Genomic DNA, 22076 nt, shown 5'->3' with positions numbered 1-22076 from the left:
CTCCTGCCTTGCCGCTGTCGTAACGCTTGCATTCTCGCGAGTCGACGCTGCGCGCACCAGTTAGCCGTTCGGCTAATTGTTTCGTTTCCTGTTCGTCCGTAGATTGATGGCAATCCGCTCAAATTAAGGATTGCTGATGAAGCACGGAGGATTCACGCTCGTTGAGACGATGGTCGTCATTGTCTTGCTGGCGATCTGCGTAACGGTTTCCACGCCCGTTTTCACCGCGTGGCGCGTGCGCGACCAGGTCGACGCGCGCGCCAACGCCATGCTCGGCACGCTCGCCTACGCGCGCAACGAGGCCATACGGCGCAAGGCGCGCATTACGGTTTGCCGCGTCGATGCGGCGCGCAATTGCCTTGCCGCGGCTAAGGCGTGTCCTTCCGGTACGGCCGACTGGTCCTGCGGCTGGGCCGTCATGATCGAGCGTGCGGGCGCGTATATCCCTCTGCGCGTCCAGCCGGCGCTCGACTCGATCGCCGTGGCTTCGGGGCTCACCGCCATCACGTTTTCACCGCCGGCCGGGCAGACCATTGGCAGCTTGCGCAACTTCGAGATCGGCCCGCGGACCGCGTCGGCTGCACAACGCGGCGCGAGCTGGCGGCGCTGCATACGCATCGCGGCAGGAGGCCGGGCACGCGTGAGCGACGGCGCTTGCACGGGGGCGTCGTGAGCCGGGCGGCAGAGCGTGGCGTGCGCGGATCGACGCTGCTCGAAGTCGCCATCGCGCTCGGCGTCATGGCAATGTGCGGGCTCGGCCTCATGAGCACGCAGCTTGGGTTGACCCGGCATGCGCAGTTCGCAGCGGCGCGCGGGCGAGCGGCATTTGCCGCTGACGCCATTGCCGAATCCGCACGCGTGGCAGGTGCTACGGGCGCCCCGATTGATCGATGGAAAGCGCTGACGGCCAGCGTCGTGCCGGAAGGGCGGCTGACCACTTCGAGCGCGGGCGGCGAAGCATCGATCGCGTCCGTGAGTTGGGCGGCTACACCGTTCGCCGCGGCGTCAGCATTGGCAGCGGCCTCGCGGGTCGCGCCGTGTGTCGATGCAACAGCGGACGCAACGGCGCGCGCCTGCATCGCCCTGGCATTTCTGCGATGAGCCAGCGTCTCGCGCATGTGCGCCAGTATGTCGGCCACACACTGCTCGAACTGACGATCGCCGTGGCGCTCGGACTCGTGGTGACGCTTGGCGCGCTTTCGGCCTACCGCACGCAGCGCCAGGTCTACGCGCAGGCGAGCGACGCCGCGCGTATCCACGAAGCCGGCATGAACGCGTTGATGTTGATCGGCGAGCAGATCCAGATGGCCGGCTTTGTTGCCGCGGACGCGCGCTCGCCGCTTGTCGGCCCCGCGATATTCGGCTGCGCGGCCGGGCGTCCGACTGGCGCCGATGCAGCGCTTGCGTGCGAGTCGCTGTCGAGCCGCTCCGATGGGCTGGCGGTGCGCTATCAAGGCGACGGTGTATCGACATGGCCTGCCGCAAACGGCCAGGTCACCGACTGCCTCGGGCAGGCGGTTGGCGCAGCAGGCATCGAAATCGTGAACCGCTATCACGCCAAGGTGAGCGGTTCGACAAGCGAGACCGAGCTTTACTGCGAAGGCTCCGGCAAAGTCGGCACGGCGCAGCCGCTCGTCGAGGGCGTCGAGCGTTTGCGCTTGCGCTACTGGACGGCGGGCGCGGCGCAGGCGGTTGAAGCTTCGGCGCTCGCGCGCGATCAGTGGGCGGCGGTCGTCGCGGTCGATCTGTGCGTGCTGGTGCGTGGCGCGGCCCTTTCCAACCCTTCCCGCCGCATGCGCTATGTCGATTGCGATGGCGTGCAGGCGGTCGGCGCCGATGGGCGTGCGCGGCAAGCGTTCTGGCGGCACGTCGTGCTGCGTAACGTTCTGCCGGCGGTGTCATGAGAGCGCGCCTTGGTGTGACGCGCCGCCCATGCGCCGCTCGTCGCGGCGTCGCGCTGCCGGTCGTGCTGCTCATCGTCGCGATGATGCTCGTGACTTCCGCGGCGTGGTTCGAAGCAGCGCTGCTCGCGCGGCGCAACGCAGATGCCGTTGCCGATCATCTGCAGTCCTTTCATGCTGCCGATGCCGCGCTCGTATTGTGCTCGGGTGCGCTGGTGAACGGCTCGCTGGCCGCGCCTGCGGCCGCCGCGCAGCCTGGCGAGCCGCAAGCCTGGCGAAAGCAGGAAAGCTTCGAGCGGCAGGCCATCGCGCCCGTTGCCTCGTGGCCCGGGTCCGCTCGCGCGCCGCAATGCTTCGTCGAAGCCTGGCGCATCGAGAGCCGGCCGCTGACTCGTGCGTATCTCGTCACGGCGCGGGGGTTTGGTGCATCGGAAGACACACAAAGCTGGCTGCAGAACCAGGTGGTCATCGAAGCCGCAGGTGACGCGACGCACGTCGAGCATCACTGGCGTCACGTCGTCGCGAGGCCGTTTTGACGAGGCAAGCGGGAGGGAACGTGAAGCGCAATCGTTACAACGCGTTCACACTGCTCGAACTGGTCATCGCGCTCGCGGTGGCCGCAATCGTCGCGGCCTTCGCGCTGCCGGGATGGAGCGCGCAGATCGCGCGGGGGCATCGCATCGACGCTGTCGCCGCGCTCTATCGGGCGGCGCAGCTCGTCGATACGCAGAGCGCGTCGATGGCGTCATTGCCCGCGGGATTCGACCAGGCGCCGCCGACGGGTACGCCCGTCTACCGTTTGCGCCTGATGCCCGCCGACGAGTCGAACGGCGGCTACGCCATCGCCGCCGATCCGGTGGAAACCGGGCCGATGCGTGGCGATGCTTGCGGCGCTTTCGTGCTCGACGCAACCGGCGCACGCAGCAACCAGGCCACAGGCGGCGGCACTGTCACGGCGACTATACAAACGTGCTGGAGGGACCGGTGAGCGCCCGGGCACTGCAAAACGCCCGGCAATCAGCCGGTGAGGTCGTCTTCGTCGGATCTGGCGCGCTCGGCCGGGTTCGGGGAAGTGTCGCGCTGTCGTCGCACCTGCTGCCACACGCGATATGCCTCCCACGCCGTAAAGGCGAGGCCGCCCCACTTGATGATGGGGCGCGCGGCCGAAACGATGCTTGTGCGCAGCGGCTTCGCCACAATGAGCGAGACGAGCGAACTGACCAGCGGATATTCCTTGAGCAGGCTGCCGAGGCCGGAAGCCACGCCGCCGCCGGAGCCAGCGCGACCGAATCCGGGCACCACAAAGCGCAGCCAGCTGAAGTTCGTGACCGTCGCGCGGATGTCCACAAGCGCTTCGGCCATTTCGGCGCGCTCGACGCTCGCGCGCACGAGCAGCAGTTCCTTGCGCAGCGCGCGCAGTTGCGGCGTCGAGAGGTCGTGTGCGCGACCGCCGCGCGGGCGGAAAGCGGTGTCCGGTCGGGGTTGGTTCATGGCGTCGGCTCGCGGCTAGGGGTTGCGCAGGGCATCTCGGTCTTTCTCGAATTCCTCGAGCGTCGCCTGGAATACGAGTGGCGCGGTGTGCAGTCCGCGGCGCGCTTTCAGGCCGCAGAAAATGGCTGCAATCGCATAGAGGATCGTGAGACCGGCGAGCGCCTCCCAGCGGTAGGTGTCCCAGAAGGCGATGGCAACGAGCGCCGTGAGCGCGATCAGCGCAAGCATCGCGAACATCATTCCCGCGAGGCCAAGGAAGAGCACACCGATCAGGCGGTCTTTCTCCTCGGCGAGCTCGATGCCGATCAGTTCTAGCCGCGTCTGTAGCATCGCGGACGCGGAGCCGAGCAGTCGGCGCAACGGCCCGTGTTCGTGTCGCTGCGAGTGGGTGTCTGTCGTCATGGCGATGGCAGGTGGCGCAGGCGTGTGCCCGGGCAATGCGCAGGAAAAAACGCAAAAAGAAACAACGGGCGGAATCGCTCGGCAAGACCAACGGGCGCGGCGGGGCGCGCCCGTGCGCAGCCAGCGGGCTGTTCGACCGCTCCGCAGGAGCGGCCCCGAGGCCGCCCGCGTGGCGCGGACAGCGCCGCTTTACTTGCGGTTGATCAGCAGACCGACCAGCACGCCCACGCCGGCGGCGATGCCGATCGACGCCCACGGATGCTCGTGGACGTAGTCGTCGGTGGCGCGCGCCGCCTTCTTGCCTTTCTCGACCACGACCACCTGGACGTCGGCGGCCTTCTCTTTTGCCTGCTTCAGACGCGAGAGTGCCGTTTCGCGCAATTCCGAAGCGCGCTCGCCCGTAGCGCTCGCAGCCTGCTTGAGCAGGTCCTCTGCATCCGCGAGGACGGTTTTGATATCGGACATCAGCCTCTCCTTGTTGACTTCTGACATTGACTGGCTCCCATCGTGTCACATCACGCGTGAATCGTAACAAAGATACGGGCGCTGGCAAGCGTGACGCGCCGCCACGACCGTGAATTCGCACGATCCGTTCCCGCGAACGCGTGTGGAACGGGTTATGGATGGCGCGCGCAAAAGAAGCGCGCGTTGAGAGTCATTGATTTGATCCGGCACCTAAAGTTTCGCTCAATCGGCTCAAAATTACAAAAACTCATACCGGTGTGAGGCGATGTTCGTTCGCGGGGCGCGACCCGGGCCTTATGCTTGTATGTAGTAAACGTCCACTGGAACAGCGTGCCGCGCGCGCCGTTTCGATCAAACTTCGTTCACCTCGTTCAAAGGAACCGCACCATGAGTCTACGTCTTGGGGATATCGCACCGGACTTCGAGCAGGATTCGAGCACTGGCCGCATCAAGTTTCACGAGTGGCTCGGCAATAGCTGGGGCGTGCTGTTTTCGCACCCGGCCGACTTCACACCGGTCTGCACGACCGAACTTGGCCTGACCGCGAAGCTCAAGGACGAATTCGAAAAGCGCAACGTGAAGACGATCGCGCTTTCGGTGGATAACGCCCAGTCGCACAACGAGTGGATCAAGGACATCAACGAGACGCAGGCGGCGAACGTCGGTTTCCCGATTCTCGCGGACGGCGACCGCAAGGTGTCCACGCTGTACGACATGATCCATCCGAATGCGAACGAAACACTCACCGTGCGCTCACTCTTCGTGATCGACCCGAACAAGAAGGTGCGCCTCATCATCACCTATCCGGCGAGTACGGGCCGTAACTTCGACGAAGTGCTGCGCGTGATCGACTCGCTGCAGCTCACCGACAACTATCAGGTCGCGACACCCGGCAACTGGAAGCAGGGCGACGACGTCGTGATCGTCCCTTCGCTGAAGGACGAAGAGGTCATCAAGCAGAAGTTTCCGAAGGGCTACAAGGCGCTGCGTCCGTATCTGCGCTTGACGCCGCAGCCGAACAAGTAAGCCGCCCGGCCAACGCCAAGACAAAAACGCCGCACGAATCCAATCGTGCGGCGTTTTTTTATGAGCCGGTTTTTATGAGCTGGTAGTGCAGGGCGGGGCGGCGATCAGAAGAACGCCTGGATCCCCGTCTGCGCGCGGCCGAGGATCAGCGCGTGGATATCGTGCGTGCCTTCGTAAGTGTTCACCACTTCGAGGTTCACGAGGTGACGCGCCACGCCGAACTCGTCGGAAATCCCGTTGCCGCCCAGCATGTCGCGGGCGAGACGCGCGATATCGAGCGACTTGCCGCACGAATTGCGCTTCATGATCGACGTGATCTCGACGGCCGCCGTGCCTTCGTCCTTCATGCGGCCAAGGCGCAGGCAACCCTGCAGGCCGAGCGTGATTTCCGTTTGCATGTCGGCGAGTTTCTTCTGGATCAGCTGGTTCGCCGCGAGCGGGCGGCCGAACTGCTTGCGGTCGAGCACGTACTGGCGCGCCGTGTGCCAGCACGATTCCGCGGCGCCGAGCGCGCCCCAGGCGATGCCATAGCGCGCCGAATTCAGGCAGGTGAACGGACCGCGCAGGCCCTTCACGCCCGGCATGAGGTTTTCTTCCGGCACGAACACTTCATCGAGCACGATTTCGCCGGTGATCGAGGCGCGCAGGCCTACCTTGCCGTGGATAGCCGGCGCCGAGAGCCCCTTCCAGCCTTTCTCCAGGATGAAGCCGCGAATGTCGTCCTTGCCGTCTTCCTCGAGCTTCGCCCAGACGACGAACACGTCTGCGATAGGCGAGTTCGTGATCCACATCTTCGCGCCCGAGAGCGAGTAGCCGCCGTTCACCTTCTTCGCGCGCGTGACCATGCTGCCCGGGTCCGAGCCGTGGTTCGGTTCCGTGAGACCGAAGCAGCCGATCCACTCGCCGCTCGCGAGCTTGGGCAGGTACTTCTGCTTTTGCGCTTCCGAGCCGAATTCGAAGATCGGCACCATCACGAGCGACGACTGCACCGACATCATCGAGCGATAGCCCGAGTCGACGCGCTCCACTTCGCGCGCGATCAACCCGTAGCTGACGTAGTTGAGGCCGGGGCCGCCGTATTGCTCGGGAATCGTCGGGCCGAGCAGGCCGACTTCGCCCATCTCGCGGAAGATCGAGGCGTCCGTCTTCTCGTGGCGGAACGCTTCCAGCACGCGCGGCGCAAGCTTGTCCTGGGCGTACGCGGCGGCGGCGTCGCGTACCATGCGCTCCTCTTCGGTGAGCTGCTGGTCGAGCAGAAGCGGGTCTTCCCAATGGAACTGGGCGTGTGCGGCCATGGTGTCTCTCCTTTCCTCAAATCCTTTAGATGGGCGAATTTGCGCTTGACTCGAGTTCCGCTATGCGGAACAATGTTTTGCAAATTGACCTTAGTGTAGCACCAGGGCACCCATGTCTGCATCCGGAATGACTACGACTTCCTCTTTTTCTTCCTCACTGGCTGAGGGTCCGATCGACGAGCGCAAGTTTGTCGTGGCGCTCGCGCGCGGGCTCGACCTGCTGCGGGCGTTCCGTCCAGGCGAGACCTTGCTCGGCAACCGCGACTTCGTGGAGCGCACGGGCTTGCCGAAGGCGACCGTGAACCGGCTCGCGTACACACTGACCGTGCTCGGCTACCTGCGCTTTGACGAATCGCTAGGCAAATATGCGCTCGACGCCGGGGTGCTGTCACTCGGCTTTGCGCTGCTGTCGGGCACGGACACGCTCGAACTCGCCCGCCCGCACATGCGCGCGTTCGCGCGCGAGGTGGGCGCCGCGGTGTCGCTGGGCTGCCGCGACGGTCTGGACGTGATCTATCTGGACACCATCCGCAGCGAGACGGCGCTCACGCTGGGCCTCGCCTCAGGCTCGCGACTGTCGATGCTCACGAGTTCGATGGGGCGCGCCTATCTGGCCGTGCAGCCCATCGACGTGCGCATGGCGCTGTTCACGGAACTGGAAAAGACGGCGGGCGCCGAAGGGCCGGCGCTGGTCGAGGCCGCGAAACGCGAGATCGAGGTATTCGGCAAGGAAGGGTGCTGCTATTCGTTTCGCGATTGGCACGAAGACGTCAACGCCGTGGCGGTGCCGTTTCGCGAGCCGCGCGAGCGTCGCTGGCTCGTGCTCAGCTGCAGCGGGCCGGCTTCGTCGATGGGGCCCGAGGTGTTTCGCGAGCGCGTGGCGCCGCTCTTGAAGTCGCTGGCGCGGCGTCTTGGCGAAACGGTCTGACGCGCGAGCCACAGCGGACGCAAAAAAGCCGACCTCGGGGTCGGCTTTTTTCGTGATGGCGTACAACCAGGTTCAGTGGTTCAAGCGGCCGAGCAGCAGGAACTCCATCAGCGCCTTCTGTACATGCAAGCGGTTTTCCGCCTCGTCCCACACCACGCTCTGCGGGCCGTCGATCACCTCGGCGCTCACTTCCTCGCCGCGGTGCGCGGGCAGGCAGTGCATGAAGAGGGCGTCGGCGTTGGCGCGAGCCATCATCGGCGCGTCCACGCACCAGTCAGCGAAGGCTTGCTTGCGCGCTTCGTTTTCGGCCTCGAAGCCCATGCTGGTCCAGACGTCGGTCGTCACGAGGTCGGCGCCGTCGCAGGCGTCGTGCGGGTCCTCGAACACTTCGTAGAACGGCTTGCTTTCCGGTGCGACCAGCGCCGGATCGAGCGGATAGCCCGGCGGCGTGGAAATACGCAGCTTGAAGCCGAGGATCTGTGCGGCTTCGATCCACGTGTAGAGCATGTTGTTGGCGTCGCCGACCCACGCCACGGTCTTGCCGCGAATCGGGCCGCGATGCTCGTAGTACGTGAAGATGTCGGCCAGCACCTGGCAGGGGTGGTACTCGTTCGTGAGACCGTTGATGACCGGTACGCGCGAGCTTTCGGCAAAGCGCTGGAGGATGTCCTGGCCGAACGTGCGGATCATGATGATGTCGACCATGCGCGAAATGACCTGCGCCGAGTCTTCGATCGGCTCGCCGCGGCCGAGCTGCGTGTCGCGCGTGTTCATGAACACGGCGTGGCCGCCCAGCTGGAAGATACCCGCTTCGAACGAGAGGCGCGTGCGCGTGGAGCTCTTCTCGAAGATCATCGCCAGCGTGCGGTCGTGCAGCGGGTGATAGGTCTCGTAGTTCTTGAACTTGCGCTTCAGGATGCGCGCGCGCTCCAGCACATAATCATATTCGTCAAGGGAGAAATCCTTGAACTGCAGGTAATGGCGTATGGTCCGGGAGGTCATGAAACGAAAACGGCGCCCGATCCGGCCTCGAACTGCAGGAATGGGCCGGCGACGCCGCTGCGGTTGGTGGTAAGTCAAAGCAGCATAAAGGATTTTGCGCGTTTTGACGAGTTGCCCAAAATTTAGGCAGGCTGCCGTGGCGCGGGGAGGGCGGCGCTTTCTGGGGCGCATTGTGGGTCGTTGCGCGGGCATCGAGGGGCCCCGGATTTAGCCTTTCAAGTGCCTTGTGTGCACTGCGTCAAAACGGTCGGTGCGCTATAATCCCAGAGATTTCTTAGGCACGACAAACGGGCCCTGGGCGTGTGGTGGCAACACCCGCAGCCAGGTGGCGACACCTCGCGGCAACGGCAGGCAAGCCCGCGGGAGTGGCCTGTGCGCCGACTGGCGGTGCGCCGCGAAATCGCCCCATCGATCCCGTTGCGAGACCTCCTTGTGACATGCGGCGGCGGCGATTTTCGAGACTAAACGCCAGGCGGGGTGCGCGGCAGCCGTTCCCTATCCATCGGACTGTCCATGCGCGTGGTGGCGGGCGATCCCCGCAGCCGGCGTTGCGCGGTACCTGTGAGGTACCAGCGCGGGCACAGCGCTCGTGCCGCCGTTACATGCTGCAAACGCACCCAGCAGCTACACACACAGGTACACCTGCATGGCCGACGAAGCTCCAACCGAATACTTCATTCAAGGCATCACCAGCGCGGGGAAGAAGTTTCGTCCGAGCGACTGGTCGGAACGCCTCGCCGGGGTGATGTCGAGCTTCGGTCCGAAAGCGTCGGCCAATGCGCGCGGCCCGAACGCCTATCTGCGCTACTCGCTCTATGTGCGCCCGACGATGATCGGCGACCTCAAGGTCGTCGTGCTGGACTCGCGTCTGAAGGACGTCGAGCCGATGGCCTTCAATTTCGTCATGAACTTCGCAAAGGACAACGACCTGCTCGTGACCGAGGCGTGCGAATTGCCGCACGATCACGCCACGCAGCAGGCCACCGTGCGCTAACGGCGCAGGCGCGGCAGCGAACGGACCCGCTTCGGCGGGTTTTTTTGTGCCGGTTGCGTGCTCGCTTTGCGCCCGGCAGAAACAAAAAAACCCGCCGAAGCGGGTTTCTTGTCGTGCAGCTCGAAAAGGGCGCTGCCAGCGTGGCCGGCAGTCCGAATCCCTTTACTGCGCAGCTTGCATTGCCTTGACGGCAGCAGCCAGGCGGCTCTTGTTGCGAGCGGCCTTGTTCTTGTGAACGATCTTCTTGTCGGCGATGATGTCGAGCGTCTTGCCCGCTGCCTTCAGAACTTCAGCAGCCTTGGCCTGGTCGCCGGCGTCGATTGCCTTGCGAACAGCCTTGATGGCGGTGCGGAACTTCGAGCGCAGTGCCGAGTTGTGCGAGTTTGCCTTCGCGGCCTGACGGGCGCGCTTGCGTGCTTGTGCGGAGTTTGCCATTGCGATTCCTTGTGATTGCGGAGCGTGGACTTGGCCAGCGCTCTTTGCCTGGATTTGAACCTGCGGCAGCGTTGCCAGAGCGTTCAAAACGGTATTTGCCAGTCGAGTTTATTCAACCGGCCGCGCCTTTTGTGCCAGAGCAGCTTCCTGCCCCCTTTCCAAGACGCACTTCGAGCCCTCTGAGAGAACTCGAATCAACGATTATAGCAACAGAATCATGAGGGTGGCAATCTCGGCGCTTCGGCAAAGGCAAGCGCCGTCAGCGGTGAACGCCTTTAACGCGACGCGGTCACAATCAGCGCGCTTTGCCTTTGCCAGCCTTTTGCCTTTGCGTCCACCTGCGCCGTCGCGCGGGGTTTTGCGTCGACCGTTGCGCCGCGCATCCGCGATAGAGCGGAAGGCGCCCGTATAATAGCCGCCCCATGAATCTATTCCGAGCCCTGCTGACAGTCAGCGGCTTCACGCTGCTGTCGCGCGTGACCGGTCTGGCCCGAGAAACGCTGATTGCGCGTGCGTTTGGCGCGAGCCAGTACACCGACGCCTTCTACGTCGCGTTTCGCATTCCCAACCTGCTGCGCCGCATCTCGGCGGAAGGCGCCTTTTCGCAGGCGTTCGTGCCGATTCTCGCGGAGTTCAAGAACCAGAAGGGCCACGACGCCACGCGCGCGCTCGTCGACGCCACGTCGACCGTGCTCGCCTGGGCGCTCGCGATCCTCTCGCTGCTGGGCATTTTCGGCGCGTCGTTCGTCGTGATCGTGGTCGCGTCGGGCTTGAAGAGCGACGGGCAAGCGTTTCCGCTCGCCGTCACGATGACGCGCATCATGTTCCCCTATATCGTGTTCATCTCGCTGACGTCGCTCGCGTCCGGCGTGCTCAACACGTACAAGCAGTTCTCGCTGCCCGCGTTCGCACCGGTGCTGCTCAACGTCTCGTTCATCACGGCCGCCGTGGCCTTCGCGCCGCACATGAAGCAGCCCGTCTATGCGCTCGCGTGGGCCGTGATCGTGGGCGGCGTGCTGCAGTTCATCGTGCAGTTGCCGGGCCTGAAGCGCATCGACATGATGCCGCGCATCGGCATGAATCCGCTCAAGGCGCTCGCGCACCGGGGCGTGAAGCGCGTGCTCGCGAAGATGGTGCCCGCCATGTTCGCTGTCTCGGTCGCGCAGATCAGCCTCATCATCAACACCAATATCGCCTCGCGTCTCGGGCCCGGCGCGGTGTCGTGGATCAATTACGCCGATCGCCTGATGGAGTTCCCCACGGCGCTGCTCGGCGTGGCGCTCGGTACGATCCTGCTGCCGAGCCTCTCGAAAGCCCACGTCGACGCCGATCCGCACGAGTACTCGGCGCTGCTCGACTGGGGCCTGCGCGTCACGTTCCTGCTGGCCGCGCCTTCGGCCGTGGCGCTCTTTTTCTTCGCCGAGCCGCTAACGGCCACCTTGTTCCACTACGGCAAGTTCGACGCCACGTCCGTCATCATGACGGGCCGCGCGCTCGCGGCGTACGGGGTGGGGCTCGTGGGCCTCATCCTCATCAAGATCCTCGCGCCCGGCTTCTACGCGCGCCAGGACATCAAGACGCCGGTCAAGATCGGCGTGGGCGTGCTCATCGCCACGCAGATCAGCAACTACCTCTTCGTGCCGATCTTCTCGCACGCGGGCTTGACGCTCTCGGTCGGCCTGGGCGCCTGCATGAACGCACTGCTGCTTTTCATCGGGCTGCGCCGCCGCGGCATCTACATGCCGTCCTCGGGCTGGACGACGTTCTTCGTGCAGTTGCTCGGGGCATGTCTCGTGCTGGCAGGGGCGATGCACTGGTGCGCGATCAGCTACGACTGGATCGCGATGCGTCATGAACCGCTCGCGCGCATCGCCTTGCTCGGAGCGTGCCTCGTCCTGTTCGCGGCGCTATATTTCGGTATGCTTTGGCTCATGGGCTTCAAATACGCGTACTTCAAGAGGCGGACGAAGTGACGATGATGACTACGCGGGTTCTGGATTATTTCAGCGCGCTCGTTGCCGACGACGAGAGCCTGCCGCTCACCGAGGCGGCGCTCTCGATCGCGCAGGACGCGTATCCCGATCTCGATCTGCAGGGCACGCTCGCCGAGATCGACGAACTCGCGCTGCGTGTGCGCCGCCGCATGCCCGAAGGCGCGGATGTGCGCCAGCAGGTCGCCGTGCTCAACCGCTGCTTTTTTCGCGAGATGGGCTTCGCGGCCAACCTCAACGACTTTCTCGACCCCGAGAACAGCCATCTGAACGTCGTGCTCAAGCGCCGGCGCGGCATACCCATTTCGCTGGCGGTGCTGTATCTGGAGATGGCGACGCAGCTCGGGCTGCCGGTGAAGGGCGTGTCGTTCCCTGGGCATTTTCTGCTGCGCGTCGCGCTGCCTGAAGGCGACGAGATGCTCGATCCCACCACGGGCCGCACGCTCACCGAATCCGACATGGTGGAGATGCTCGAACCGTTCGTGGCCAACGCGGGCGATTCCGTGGCGCGTGCGCTGCGCATGCTGCTCGAACCGGCCACGCGCCGCGAGATCGTTGCGCGCATGCTGCGCAACCTGAAGTCGGTGTATCTGCAGACAGAACGCTGGCAGCGTCTCCTGGCCATCCAGCAGCGGCTCGTGATCCTGCTGCCCGGGAATATCGAGGAAGTGCGCGATCGCGGATTCGCGTATGCGCGGCTCGACTATCTGCGTCCCGCGCTCGAAGACCTCGAACACTATCTCGACGAGCGCCCCGACGCGGAAGATGCAACCGTGGTCGAGTCGCAGTTGCATGAGCTGCGCCAGCGCACGCTCGACAACGACTGAAGCGCCTGACTGAACAGCGCAGACAAAAAAGCCCGCGATTTTCGTCGCGGGCTTTTTTTTCGCGCGGGAGAGGGCACGCCGTTACTTCGGCTGCATGCGGATCGCGCCGTCCAGACGGATCACCTCGCCGTTGAGCATCGGATTCTCGACGATCTGCTTGACGAGCATCGCGTATTCATCCGGCTTGCCGAGGCGCGGCGGGAACGGGACCATTGCGCCGAGCGCATCCTGCACTTCCTTGGGCATGCCGAGCAGCATCGGCGTTTCGAAGATGCCGGGCGCGATCGTCATCACGCGGATGCCGCTGCGCGACAGGTCGCGCGCGATCGGCAGTGTCATCGCGACGACGCCGCCTTTCGACGCCGCGTAAGCCGCCTGGCCGATCTGGCCGTCATACGCGGCCACGGAAGCCGTGTTGACGATCACGCCGCGTTCGCCGCCCTCGCCGGGTGCAGTCTGGGCGATCGCGGCGGCCGCGAGGCGGATCATGTTGAAGGTGCCGATCAGGTTGACCGAGATGGTCTTCGAGAACGTGTCGAGCGGATGCGGGCCGTCCTTGCCCACGGTCTTGACTGCGGGGGCGATGCCCGCGCAGTTCACGAGGCCGCGCAGCGTGCCGAGCGCGGTTGCCGCGGCCACGGCGCGCGCGCCGTCGTCTTCGCTCGCGACGTTGCACTTCACGAACGCGCCGCCCAGTTCCGTCGCGAGCGCGTTGCCTGCGTCCTCGTTGAGGTCGGCGATAACGACCTTGCCGCCCTCGGCCGCGATCAGACGCGCGCTGGCCGCGCCGAGCCCCGACGCGCCGCCGGTGATGAGAAATACGTTGCCGCGGATCTGCATGTTTCGTCTCCTGTCGTTGGTCTATGCCCCACGTAGAGCGGAAGCCCTCGCAAGGCTACGCAAAACAAAGCGGGCCGGCTGGCGTCGCGTCCCGAGTCAGTTCGGGAGTGCGGCGCCAGCCGGCCCGCAGGCAAACCAGCAAGAAAGCCTGAGTAAACCGGCTTCGAATCGTGCTTTTAACGGGGTGCCGAAGCGCTTACTTGAGCGCTTCGAAGGCGCGTTCGCGAATCTCGTCGACGCTGCCGAGGCCCGAGATGGCGCGATACTGCGGCGCCTTCAGGCCGTTTTCCTCGCCACGCTTCGCCCAGTCGCTGTAGTAGGCGATGAGTGGCTTGGTTTGCGCGACGTACACGTCCAGACGCTTGCGCACCGTTTCTTCCTTGTCGTCGTCGCGCTGAACGAGCGGTTCGCCCGTGACGTCATCCGTCATCGCGACCTTGGGCGGATTGAACTTGACGTGATACGTGCGGCCCGAAGCCGGGTGCATGCGGCGGCCGCTCATGCGCGTGATGATCTCGTCGAACGGTACGTCGATCTCGAGCACGTAGTCGATCGCGACGCCCGCCTGCTTCATGGCTTCGGCTTGCGGCAGCGTGCGCGGGAAGCCGTCGAACAGGTAGCCGTTCTTGCAGTCGGGCTCCTGAAGGCGTTCCTTCACGAGATTGATGATGAGTTCGTCGGTGACGAGCTCGCCGGCGTCCATGAATCGCTTCGCTTCGAGGCCAAGCGGCGTACCTGCCTTGACGGCGGCGCGCAGCATGTCGCCCGTCGAGATTTGCGGAATGCCGAACTTTTCCTTGATGAAGCTTGCCTGGGTTCCCTTGCCCGCGCCCGGGGCGCCCAACAGGATCAAACGCATGTGAACAATCTCCGATCTGTGTGAATTCTTGCGGCGCGGCGGCTGCTCCACGTGGGGTGGGACAGCATCGTCGGCGTCGTGCGTCTCCTCGCCCGTTCGCTGACGGCCCTCGAGGCAGTGCTGGCGGGGGCGACGGCCCGTCCCACGCGGCTTTCGCCCCGTTTCCATGACTCGCAAAGGACTCGGGGCGGCGCTGCAAGACAGTGCCGAAAAGCGGGGAAACCCCGACGCACAAAGGCTTTAGACGGCTCGCGCAAACAATTGATTATGCCATGGGATTTTTGCCCCACGGACGGAATTAAGGCCGGTATAACGCCTGCACACGGGCGAGGTCGGCGGGCGTGTCGACGCCGGGCGCGGGCGCTTCGGCCGTCACGAGCACCGCAATGCGCTCGCCGTGCCACATTGCGCGGAGCTGTTCCAGGGCCTCGACCTGCTCGATCGGCGAATGCGCGAGCGAGGGGTAGCTGCGCAGGAATTTCGCGCGGTACGCGTACAGGCCGATGTGCCGATAAACGGTCGCGGGAGCCGGCGGGGCGGGCATTGCGCCGAGATCGAGGCGCGCGGGCGACCAGTGCGGCTGCCAGGCGTCGCGGGCCCAGGGAATGGGCGCGCGCGAGAAGTAGAGCGCCACGCCGCGCGCGTCCAGCACGACCTTCACGACGTTAGGGCTGAAGATCTCCTCGGGCGCCGTGATCGGATGCGCCGCGGTCGCGATGGCGCATTCGGGGTGCGCGGCGAGGTGCGACGCAACGTCGCACACGAGCGCGGGGTCGATCAGCGGCTCGTCGCCCTGGACGTTGACCACGATCGTCTCGTCGCTCCAGCCGTAGTGTTCGGCGACCTCGGCGAGGCGGTCGGTGCCCGAAGGGTGATCGGCGCGCGTGAGCACGGCCTCGAAACCGTGCTCACGTGCGGCGTCGAGCACGCTCTGGGCGTCCGAGGCGATCAGCACCTTCTGCGCGCCCGAGTCGCGCGCTCGCTCGGCCACACGCACCACCATGGGCTTGCCCCCGATGTCGGCGAGCGGTTTGTTGGGCAGCCGCGTGGACGCAAGGCGCGCCGGGACGACGGCGATGAAGGGTTGCACGGGAGCGGTCATGGCCAGTTGGGCAAGGACAGGAAACGGGATTGGGATAACCGGTTCTGGAAGCCGTTTTTGCAGACCACGGCGCGCGTGACCTGGCTTCCAGCCGGCAATACGAAATGAGCGGGGGAGTGAGCGCGCTTGCGGCCACCTGGCGGCGCGCGCGGCGCCGCCCGCGCGCGTTACGCGGCGCCCGGCCCGTGCGGATCGACCGGCGTGCCTTCCACGGTTTGACGCGCTTCGTCGACGAGCATGACCGGAATGCCGTCACGGATCGGGTAAGCGAGCTTGTCGGCATTGCAGATCAGCTCCTGCGCGGCGCGGTCATAGCTGAGCGGGCCCTTGCAGATCGGGCAGACCAGGATTTCAAGCAGACGAGCGTCCACGGAGTTTCTCCACAACCAGGGTAATGAGGCGATGATCGAGCGCGGCTTCGACGGGGACGACCCAGATGCGCGCGTCGTTCCAGGCCCCCAATTTTACTGCATCCTTTTCGGTGACCAGGATCGCGTCGGCACTGACGTCGGCGAACGGGTTGGTCGCGTACGCGTAGTGGTCGGGCAGCGGCAGCGTTTGCGGCGCCAGGCCGGCCGCGCGCAGCGTCGCGAAAAAACGCTCCGGCGAACCGATACCCGCTGCTGCCACGATGCGCAGCGCGGGCTGCGAAGCTTGTCCGTCCGGCGAAGTCCGGGCGTTTTGCCCCGGCGCGTCCGCGCCGGCGGCAAACTGCGCGAGCGGACGGCGCAACGCCGGATTGGCGAGATGCCAGGCTTCGCCGGGTTCGAGTTTGAGCGCGAACGTATTGGGCCAGGGCGGCAGCGCGCGCTCGAACGGATTGTTGACAAGCGTGGCGTCGCGACGGCGCGAAAGCGGCTCGCGCAGCGGGCCCGCGGGCAGCAGGAAGCCGTTGCCGCCCAGGCGATGGTCGAACACCACGATCTCGACGTCGCGCACGAGGCGGTAGTGCTGGAGGCCGTCGTCGCTCACGATCACGTCGACGTCGCTGTGAGCGCCGCACAGCGACGTGGCCGCCGCGACGCGGTCGGGCGAGACCCACACGGGCACGCCCGTGCGGCGGGCAATCAGCAAGGGTTCGTCGCCGCAAAGGCGCGCGGGCGTATCCGCCGTGACGGGAGTCGGGCGTGCGATTTTCGCGCCGTACCCGCGCGAGACCACGCCGGGCGAATAGCCCGCGGCGCGCAGCGCCTCGACGAGCGCTATCACCGTGGGCGTCTTGCCCGTGCCGCCCACGGTCACGTTACCGACCACCACGACGGGTACGCCCACCCGCACGCTCTTGAGCCAGCCCGCCGCGAAGGCGGCGCGGCGCGCGCCGCTTACCGCGGCGAATATCGCGGCGAGCGGCGTGAGCGCCCACGCGAGCGTGCCGCGGCGTTGCCAGGCGTGCGCGAACTGCGCTTCGAGGCGTTCCTTCAGACGGGAGACGGGGCCGCTCATCGGCAATCTGCGCACGAAGCGCCGCACGCGGCATGCGGGAAGCAGTCAGGCAGGGCGGGCATCGGGTCGGTTCTCCGGTTCGAGGTGAGCGACAAACAAGACGGCAGACGAATGACGTTTGTGCGCATGTGCGCTGGTGCGCTTGCGAGCGTCCGGCGCTTCGCGCAGCGCAGCGCAGGCGCTCGTGAACCCGGCACTCTAGCGCGGGTAGGCGCCACGCGGCAAGTTGGCGGCCCACATGCAATTGTCGGCTGTCTGCAAGGTGTGTGAAACGCCCGAAAAATCACCGCCTGTGGATAACTTTGTGGAGAAGTCGGTCCCAGGAAGGCTGAAAGGCCCATTCTTCGGCCTCTCCATCGGCATGTAAGGATGTTATTGAGATAAAAAACGCATAAAAATCAATGAGATGGCTTATTTTTTCAGCGTTTGCGGGCCGAGGGCGGTCATCTTGCCGCATGACAGCGCCGATGTGGACACTTCGCGGGGCTTGCGGCCCGGGTCTCATTCGTGCTGGACTGCCGCCCCCCGAACGGTCTATCGTCTGTCCGGCCGACGTTTCTCCACACCCTTTCGCATGCTATCCGACCGATTCTCCGCTTCTTCCGCGCCCTCGGGCGACGTCGTCGTGCCGGTTTCGGCGCTCAACCGGGCGATCGCCTCGATGCTCGAGCGCACGTTCCCGCTTGCCTGGATTTCCGGCGAAGTGTCGAACTTTACGCGCGCCGCGAGTGGCCACTGGTACTTCTCGATCAAGGACGCCCAGGCGCAGATTCGCTGCGTGATGTTCCGCGGCCGCGCGCAGTACGCCGAATTCACGCCGCGCGAAGGCGACCGCATCGAAGTGCGCGCGCTCGTCACGATGTACGAACCGCGCGGCGAACTGCAGCTGAACGTCGAGGCCGTGCGCCGCACCGGCCAGGGCCGGCTCTACGAAGCCTTCCTGCGACTGAAGGCGCAACTCGAGGCCGAAGGCCTCTTCGATGCCGAGCGCAAACGCGCGCTGCCCTCGCATCCGCGCGCCATTGGCGTGATTACGTCGATGCAGGCCGCCGCGCTGCGCGACGTGCTCACTACGCTGTGCCGCCGTGCGCCGCACGTGCCGGTGATCGTCTATCCCGCGCCGGTGCAGGGCGCGGGCTCGGCCGAAAAGCTCACGGCAATGCTGGAAACCGCGAACGCGCGCAACGAGGTGGACGTGCTCGTGCTGTGCCGCGGCGGCGGCTCGATCGAGGACCTGTGGTCCTTCAACGACGAGGCGCTTGCGCGCGCGATCGTGGTCAGCGCGATTCCCGTAGTGAGCGGCGTAGGGCACGAAACCGATTTCACGATTGCCGATTTTGCCGCCGACGTGCGCGCGCCGACCCCCACTGGCGCGGCCGAACTCGTCAGCCCGCAGCGCACGTTGCTGCTGCGCGACCTCGACCAGCGCCATGCCGCGCTCGCGCGCGACTTTGGCCGCCTGCTCGAGCGGCGCGCGCAGCAGCTCGACTGGCTGGCGCGCCGGCTCGTTTCTCCTGCGCAGCGGCTTGCGCAGCAGCGCACCCATTTGCGCCAGTTGACGATACGGCTCGCATCGGCGGGCTCGCGTGCCAGCGCCGAGGCGCGTGCGCGCCTGAACGTCATGCAGATGCGCTGGCAGCGCGCGCGGCCCGACGCCGCCGCGCAGCGCGCTCAACTCGAGTCGCTTGGCCGGCGTCTGGACGGTGCCTTCGCTCGCCAGCGCGAGCGCGAAGCGGCGCGCGTCTCGGAACTCACCGCGCGGCTCGAAGTGCTGAGTCCGCAGCGCACGTTCGAGCGCGGCTATGCCGCGCTGCTCGACGCGCAAAGCGGCGCCGCCGTGCGTTCGCCCGCCACGCTCAAGCCCGGCAAGCGGCTTACGGTGCATCTGGCCCAAGGCAGCGCCGACGTCGCGCTTGCCGATGTTCAGCCGCGCCTTGCCGACGGTTTCTGAAGCAGGCTCGCTGTTTGCTGCCCAGGAAAGAGCGGGCGCAATCGCACTCTCGCTGCCGCTATGGCGAATCAACATGGCGGCGAGCGATTGTGGCAGTCTCGTTGCAGGAAGTTTGCGCGCCGGTTGCGCGGAGATTGCAATGCGATTGCGGCAGTCTTGCCTGCACGCGAAACCGGCATGGTTTGCGTAGCATCGCAAGCGCTGTTCGAGCGTCGTTGCGCCGGGCATGACACGCTGTGTAACCGGTGCAGCATGGCACCCATGCAGCGGGAAAATCGGCGATAAACCGCGTAGCGGTGCATCCGCGAAAGCCCCGCGCAAACGATATCCGGCATAAAGGCCGCTCGTTTGCGGGGTTATTCCAACTCGCCTACAATCGAGTGCTCCATGCCGGCGAATTTGTACTTCACGCAGAACTCCCCATAACACGACGAAGGAACCGCATCATGTCATTTACGCTCCCGCCGCTGCCGTTCGCGAAGAACGCCCTCGCACCGACGATGTCGGAAGAGACGCTTGATTACCACTACGGCAAGCATCACCAGGCCTACGTCACGAACCTGAACAACCTCATTCCGGGCACCGAGTTCGAAAACCTCTCGCTCGAAGAGATCGTCAAGAAGTCGTCGGGTGGCGTGTTCAACAACTCGGCCCAGGTCTGGAATCACACCTTCTTCTGGAATTGCCTCTCGCCGCAAGGCGGCGGCGCACCGTCGGGCGCGCTCGGCGACGCGATCAACGCGAAGTGGGGCTCCTACGACGCGTTCAAGGAAGCCTTCACGAAGGCTGCAGTGGGCAACTTCGGTTCGGGCTGGACGTGGCTCGTGAAGAAGGCCGACGGCTCGCTCGACATCGTGTCGACCAGCAACGCCGCCACGCCGCTCACGACCGACGCGAAGGCGCTCCTCACGATCGACGTGTGGGAACACGCTTACTACATCGACTACCGCAACGCGCGTCCGAAGTTCGTCGAAGCGTTCTGGAACATCGTGAACTGGAACTTCGCAGCGCAAAACTTCGCGTGAGTTTCGCGTAATACGAAGAAGTCCTGTTCGATGTGCCGCAATGGCTGCGGCACATGCAAAAAGCCCTCGATGCGAATCGAGGGCTTTTTTGTTTTGCGTGAAGCGTTTTACGCAAAAGCGGCGATGGTTTCCTGCGTCGAGCGCACGTGGCCCATGTGCGGGAACAGCTTATTGAACGAGAAGTGATGCATCTCTTCGTTCAGACCCGACGTGGCGTCTTCGACGAACACGAGCTTGAAGCCGAGATCGAACGCCGCGCGCGCGGTGGATTCGACGCCGAAATTCGTGGCGATGCCGCCGATGACAATGGTGTCGATGCCGCGGCGGCGCAACTGCTGCTCGAGGTTGGTGCCGTAGAACGCGCCCCATTGGCGCTTGGCAACGATCACGTCGCCGGCTTGAGCGCCGATCCCAGGCACGAGTTCGGAGGCTTCGGCCGGTGCCGGCGGCGTGTCGGGCGTGCGCCCGGGCGCGTCGGCGGGCAGCGCGAGCAGTTCGTTCAGGAGCACGTGGACCCAGACGACGGTGCCGCCCTTGGCGCGCAAGGCGTCGGCGAGCGGCTTGGCCTTGGCCACGACTTGTGCGCCGCTATGGGGCGCGACCTGGCGGCCGACGATGCCGTGCTGGAGATCGATCATCACGAGCGCCGTGGTGCGCGCGTTCAGTGAAAGTGCTTGCGTCATGGTTCACCTATATGTGAGGATGGCTTCACATAATCATACACGAATGTGAAGGAGGCTTCAGATATGGCGGCAGACCCGCTCGCGCGCAAGGAGGCGCAAAAGGAAGACGCCCGCGAAAACGCACGGCGCGTCCCGCGCCAGGAACGCGCGGCGCGCACGGTGGACGGGCTGCTCGAAGCCGCGGGCGAAGCCTTCGCCGAGCGCGGCTTCGAAGCGGCGACGATGACGCAGATCGCCCAGCAGGCGGGCGTCTCGGTGGGCGCGGCGTATCAGTATTTTCCGAACAAGGAAGCACTGGCGCTCGCGCTGCGCAAGCGCTACGGCGACGAAATGGACGCGCGTTGGAGCGCGCTCATCGCGGCGCACGACGATGCAGGCAAGCTGCCGCTCGCGCAGCTCGTCGAGCGCCTGTTCGACCTGATGGTCGATCTGATGCACGACTACCCCGCGTATTTGCCCCTGCTTTCCGTGCCGCTCGGCTTCAAGCGCGATGCGGCCGTGCGCAATCTGCTGCGCCAGCGTTTCACTTCGCTCTTCCTGCGTTATCAGCCGGCGCTTTCGTCCGACGAGGCCTATCGCGTGGCCGAAGTCATGCTGCAGGTCATCAAGAGCCTCAATCCACTATACGCCGCGGCGAAACCGAAGGAGCGCAAGCTGCTGGTCGCCGAGTACAAGGGCGTGCTGGCGGCCTGGCTCGCCGTGCGGCTCGCGTGAGCCCGCGAGCCGCACGCACAAGCACCGCGCCTTAGCGCAGGAGCGGCTCTTCGCGCGAGGTCAGCACGCGGTCGATCAGGCCATACTCCGCGGCGGCTTGCGCGGACATGAAATTGTCACGGTCGCTGTCGTGCGCGATCTGTTCGATGCCGCGTCCGGTGCGCTCGGCGAGCATTGCGTTCAGGCGCTCGCGCAGGTAGAGGATCTCGCGCGCCTGCAACTCGACATCGGCCGCGGTGCCCTGGCCGCCTCCCGAAGGCTGATGGATCATGATGCGCGCATTTGGCAGTGCGAAGCGTTTTCCTTTCGCGCCCGCAGCGAGCAGAAACGACCCCATACTGGCCGCGAAACCCGTGCACAGCGTCGAGACATCGGGCTTGATGAACTGCATCGTGTCGTAGATGGCGAGTCCGTCGTACACCGAACCGCCCGGCGAGTTGATATAGAAGTTGATGTCCTTGTCTGCGTTTTCGGCTTCGAGAAAGAGCAGTTGCGCAACCACGAGGCTGGCGCTCTGTTCGGTCACCGGCCCGACAAGGAACACGATGCGCTCGCGCAAGAGGCGGGAGTAGATGTCGTAGGCGCGCTCGCCGCGCCCCGATGTTTCGATGACGGTCGGGACGAGATTGAGCGCGCTTGGCGGCATTGCTGCATGATTCAGTGCAAAAGATGGCATGAGTGGCCTCGCGTTTTTTCCGTTGA

The 22076-nt window shown here is 65.2% G+C and carries 26 protein-coding genes; 13 read left to right on the top strand and 13 right to left on the bottom strand.

Going from position 1 to position 22076, the window contains the following annotated elements; all coding sequences use genetic code 11:
- The first annotated feature begins 136 nt into the window (after nt 1–136).
- The 5 genes from FAZ97_RS11310 to FAZ97_RS11290 are packed head-to-tail and all read left to right on the top strand — an operon-like array spanning nt 137 to nt 2889.
- Entirely contained in the window at nt 137–673 is a 537-nt protein-coding gene (locus tag FAZ97_RS11310; RefSeq protein WP_158758508.1) for a GspH/FimT family pseudopilin, read from the top strand.
- Nucleotides 670–1101, top strand: coding sequence for a hypothetical protein (locus tag FAZ97_RS11305; protein WP_158758507.1), 432 nt, complete (start codon nt 670–672; stop codon nt 1099–1101). Before FAZ97_RS11310 ends, FAZ97_RS11305 begins: the two co-directional genes overlap by 4 nt.
- Nucleotides 1098–1904: a PilW family protein gene (locus FAZ97_RS11300; RefSeq protein WP_158758506.1), complete on the top strand. Its 807-nt coding sequence runs from the start codon at nt 1098–1100 to the stop codon at nt 1902–1904. Before FAZ97_RS11305 ends, FAZ97_RS11300 begins: the two co-directional genes overlap by 4 nt.
- Nucleotides 1901–2437, top strand: coding sequence for a pilus assembly PilX family protein (locus FAZ97_RS11295; RefSeq protein ID WP_158758505.1), 537 nt, complete (start codon nt 1901–1903; stop codon nt 2435–2437). Before FAZ97_RS11300 ends, FAZ97_RS11295 begins: the two co-directional genes overlap by 4 nt.
- Before the next feature lie 20 nt (nt 2438–2457).
- Complete coding sequence (locus FAZ97_RS11290; protein ID WP_158758504.1) at nt 2458–2889, top strand: type IV pilin protein; 432 nt, start codon at nt 2458–2460, stop codon at nt 2887–2889.
- A 29-nt stretch (nt 2890–2918) separates the two neighbouring features.
- On the opposite strand, the gene FAZ97_RS11285 is transcribed toward FAZ97_RS11290, so the two are convergent.
- The 3 genes from FAZ97_RS11285 to FAZ97_RS11275 all read right to left on the bottom strand — a co-directional run bounded on the left by FAZ97_RS11285 (nt 2919) and on the right by FAZ97_RS11275 (nt 4286).
- On the bottom strand, nt 2919–3392 hold the full coding sequence (locus FAZ97_RS11285) for a DUF3318 domain-containing protein (protein ID WP_158758503.1): 474 nt from the start codon (nt 3390–3392) through the stop codon (nt 2919–2921).
- Nucleotides 3393–3407: 15 nt separating this feature from the next.
- Nucleotides 3408–3794: a phage holin family protein gene (locus FAZ97_RS11280; protein WP_158758502.1), complete on the bottom strand. Its 387-nt coding sequence runs from the start codon at nt 3792–3794 to the stop codon at nt 3408–3410.
- Between the two features lie 189 nt (nt 3795–3983).
- Nucleotides 3984–4286 carry a DUF883 family protein gene (locus FAZ97_RS11275; protein ID WP_007584918.1) on the bottom strand — a complete coding sequence of 101 codons (303 nt, stop codon included), beginning with the start codon at nt 4284–4286 and terminating at the stop codon, nt 3984–3986.
- A gap of 360 nt (nt 4287–4646) precedes the next feature.
- Here FAZ97_RS11275 and FAZ97_RS11270 point away from each other — a divergent pair, with 360 nt between their 5' ends.
- Complete coding sequence (locus FAZ97_RS11270; protein ID WP_158758501.1) at nt 4647–5285, top strand: peroxiredoxin; 639 nt, start codon at nt 4647–4649, stop codon at nt 5283–5285.
- 104 nt (nt 5286–5389) lie between these two features.
- Here the strand turns inward: FAZ97_RS11270 and FAZ97_RS11265 are convergent, their stop codons facing one another.
- Nucleotides 5390–6580 (bottom strand): acyl-CoA dehydrogenase, encoded by a 1191-nt coding sequence (locus tag FAZ97_RS11265; protein ID WP_158758500.1) that lies wholly within the window; start codon nt 6578–6580, stop codon nt 5390–5392.
- A gap of 127 nt (nt 6581–6707) precedes the next feature.
- Here FAZ97_RS11265 and FAZ97_RS11260 point away from each other — a divergent pair, with 127 nt between their 5' ends.
- Nucleotides 6708–7508 (top strand): IclR family transcriptional regulator, encoded by an 801-nt coding sequence (locus FAZ97_RS11260; RefSeq protein ID WP_199272053.1) that lies wholly within the window; start codon nt 6708–6710, stop codon nt 7506–7508.
- A 72-nt stretch (nt 7509–7580) separates the two neighbouring features.
- Here FAZ97_RS11260 and argF read toward each other — a convergent pair whose 3' ends face one another.
- On the bottom strand, nt 7581–8510 hold the full coding sequence (gene argF, locus FAZ97_RS11255; protein ID WP_158758498.1) for an ornithine carbamoyltransferase: 930 nt from the start codon (nt 8508–8510) through the stop codon (nt 7581–7583).
- 646 nt (nt 8511–9156) lie between these two features.
- On the opposite strand from argF, the gene FAZ97_RS11250 reads away from it, so the two are divergent.
- Nucleotides 9157–9504, top strand: coding sequence for a DUF3579 domain-containing protein (locus FAZ97_RS11250; RefSeq protein WP_158758497.1), 348 nt, complete (start codon nt 9157–9159; stop codon nt 9502–9504).
- A 162-nt stretch (nt 9505–9666) separates the two neighbouring features.
- On the opposite strand, the gene rpsT is transcribed toward FAZ97_RS11250, so the two are convergent.
- Complete coding sequence (gene rpsT, locus FAZ97_RS11245; RefSeq protein WP_158759143.1) at nt 9667–9939, bottom strand: 30S ribosomal protein S20; 273 nt, start codon at nt 9937–9939, stop codon at nt 9667–9669.
- Nucleotides 9940–10361: 422 nt separating this feature from the next.
- On the opposite strand from rpsT, the gene murJ reads away from it, so the two are divergent.
- Together murJ and FAZ97_RS11235 are read left to right on the top strand one after the other, a co-directional pair.
- On the top strand, nt 10362–11912 hold the full coding sequence (gene murJ, locus FAZ97_RS11240; RefSeq protein ID WP_158758496.1) for a murein biosynthesis integral membrane protein MurJ: 1551 nt from the start codon (nt 10362–10364) through the stop codon (nt 11910–11912).
- 2 nt (nt 11913–11914) lie between these two features.
- Nucleotides 11915–12757 (top strand): SirB1 family protein, encoded by an 843-nt coding sequence (locus FAZ97_RS11235; RefSeq protein WP_158759142.1) that lies wholly within the window; start codon nt 11915–11917, stop codon nt 12755–12757.
- 81 nt (nt 12758–12838) lie between these two features.
- Here FAZ97_RS11235 and FAZ97_RS11230 read toward each other — a convergent pair whose 3' ends face one another.
- From FAZ97_RS11230 to lpxK, 5 genes are all read right to left on the bottom strand, one after another.
- Complete coding sequence (locus FAZ97_RS11230; RefSeq protein WP_158758495.1) at nt 12839–13597, bottom strand: 3-hydroxyacyl-CoA dehydrogenase; 759 nt, start codon at nt 13595–13597, stop codon at nt 12839–12841.
- Nucleotides 13598–13793: 196 nt separating this feature from the next.
- The gene (gene adk, locus FAZ97_RS11225; RefSeq protein WP_158758494.1) at nt 13794–14456 is read right to left on the bottom strand and encodes an adenylate kinase; all 663 of its coding nucleotides are present in this window, start codon (nt 14454–14456) and stop codon (nt 13794–13796) included.
- A 298-nt stretch (nt 14457–14754) separates the two neighbouring features.
- The gene (gene kdsB / locus FAZ97_RS11220) at nt 14755–15558 is read right to left on the bottom strand and encodes a 3-deoxy-manno-octulosonate cytidylyltransferase (protein ID WP_158758493.1); all 804 of its coding nucleotides are present in this window, start codon (nt 15556–15558) and stop codon (nt 14755–14757) included.
- Nucleotides 15559–15725: 167 nt separating this feature from the next.
- Nucleotides 15726–15929 carry a Trm112 family protein gene (locus FAZ97_RS11215; protein WP_028205303.1) on the bottom strand — a complete coding sequence of 68 codons (204 nt, stop codon included), beginning with the start codon at nt 15927–15929 and terminating at the stop codon, nt 15726–15728.
- Nucleotides 15910–17001: a tetraacyldisaccharide 4'-kinase gene (gene lpxK / locus FAZ97_RS11210; RefSeq protein ID WP_158758492.1), complete on the bottom strand. Its 1092-nt coding sequence runs from the start codon at nt 16999–17001 to the stop codon at nt 15910–15912. Before lpxK ends, FAZ97_RS11215 begins: the two co-directional genes overlap by 20 nt.
- A gap of 574 nt (nt 17002–17575) precedes the next feature.
- Here lpxK and xseA point away from each other — a divergent pair.
- Nucleotides 17576–18952 (top strand): exodeoxyribonuclease VII large subunit, encoded by a 1377-nt coding sequence (gene xseA, locus FAZ97_RS11205; protein WP_158758491.1) that lies wholly within the window; start codon nt 17576–17578, stop codon nt 18950–18952.
- A 446-nt stretch (nt 18953–19398) separates the two neighbouring features.
- Nucleotides 19399–19977 carry a superoxide dismutase [Fe] gene (sodB, locus tag FAZ97_RS11200; RefSeq protein WP_158758490.1) on the top strand — a complete coding sequence of 193 codons (579 nt, stop codon included), beginning with the start codon at nt 19399–19401 and terminating at the stop codon, nt 19975–19977.
- Nucleotides 19978–20084: 107 nt separating this feature from the next.
- Here sodB and FAZ97_RS11195 read toward each other — a convergent pair whose 3' ends face one another.
- A complete protein-coding gene (locus FAZ97_RS11195; RefSeq protein ID WP_158758489.1) occupies nt 20085–20660 on the bottom strand; it encodes an isochorismatase family protein in 576 nt (191 codons plus the stop codon).
- A gap of 63 nt (nt 20661–20723) precedes the next feature.
- On the opposite strand from FAZ97_RS11195, the gene FAZ97_RS11190 reads away from it, so the two are divergent.
- On the top strand, nt 20724–21374 hold the full coding sequence (locus FAZ97_RS11190) for a TetR/AcrR family transcriptional regulator (protein ID WP_158758488.1): 651 nt from the start codon (nt 20724–20726) through the stop codon (nt 21372–21374).
- A gap of 31 nt (nt 21375–21405) precedes the next feature.
- Here the strand turns inward: FAZ97_RS11190 and clpP are convergent, their stop codons facing one another.
- Entirely contained in the window at nt 21406–22050 is a 645-nt protein-coding gene (gene clpP / locus FAZ97_RS11185) for an ATP-dependent Clp endopeptidase proteolytic subunit ClpP (protein WP_325073211.1), read from the bottom strand.
- Nucleotides 22051–22076: the final 26 nt, after the last annotated feature.

It is taken from the genome of Paraburkholderia acidiphila (assembly GCF_009789655.1).
GTDB classification, from domain to species: Bacteria; Pseudomonadota; Gammaproteobacteria; order Burkholderiales; family Burkholderiaceae; genus Paraburkholderia; species Paraburkholderia acidiphila.
This window is presented reverse-complemented; position numbering and strand designations above follow the sequence as displayed.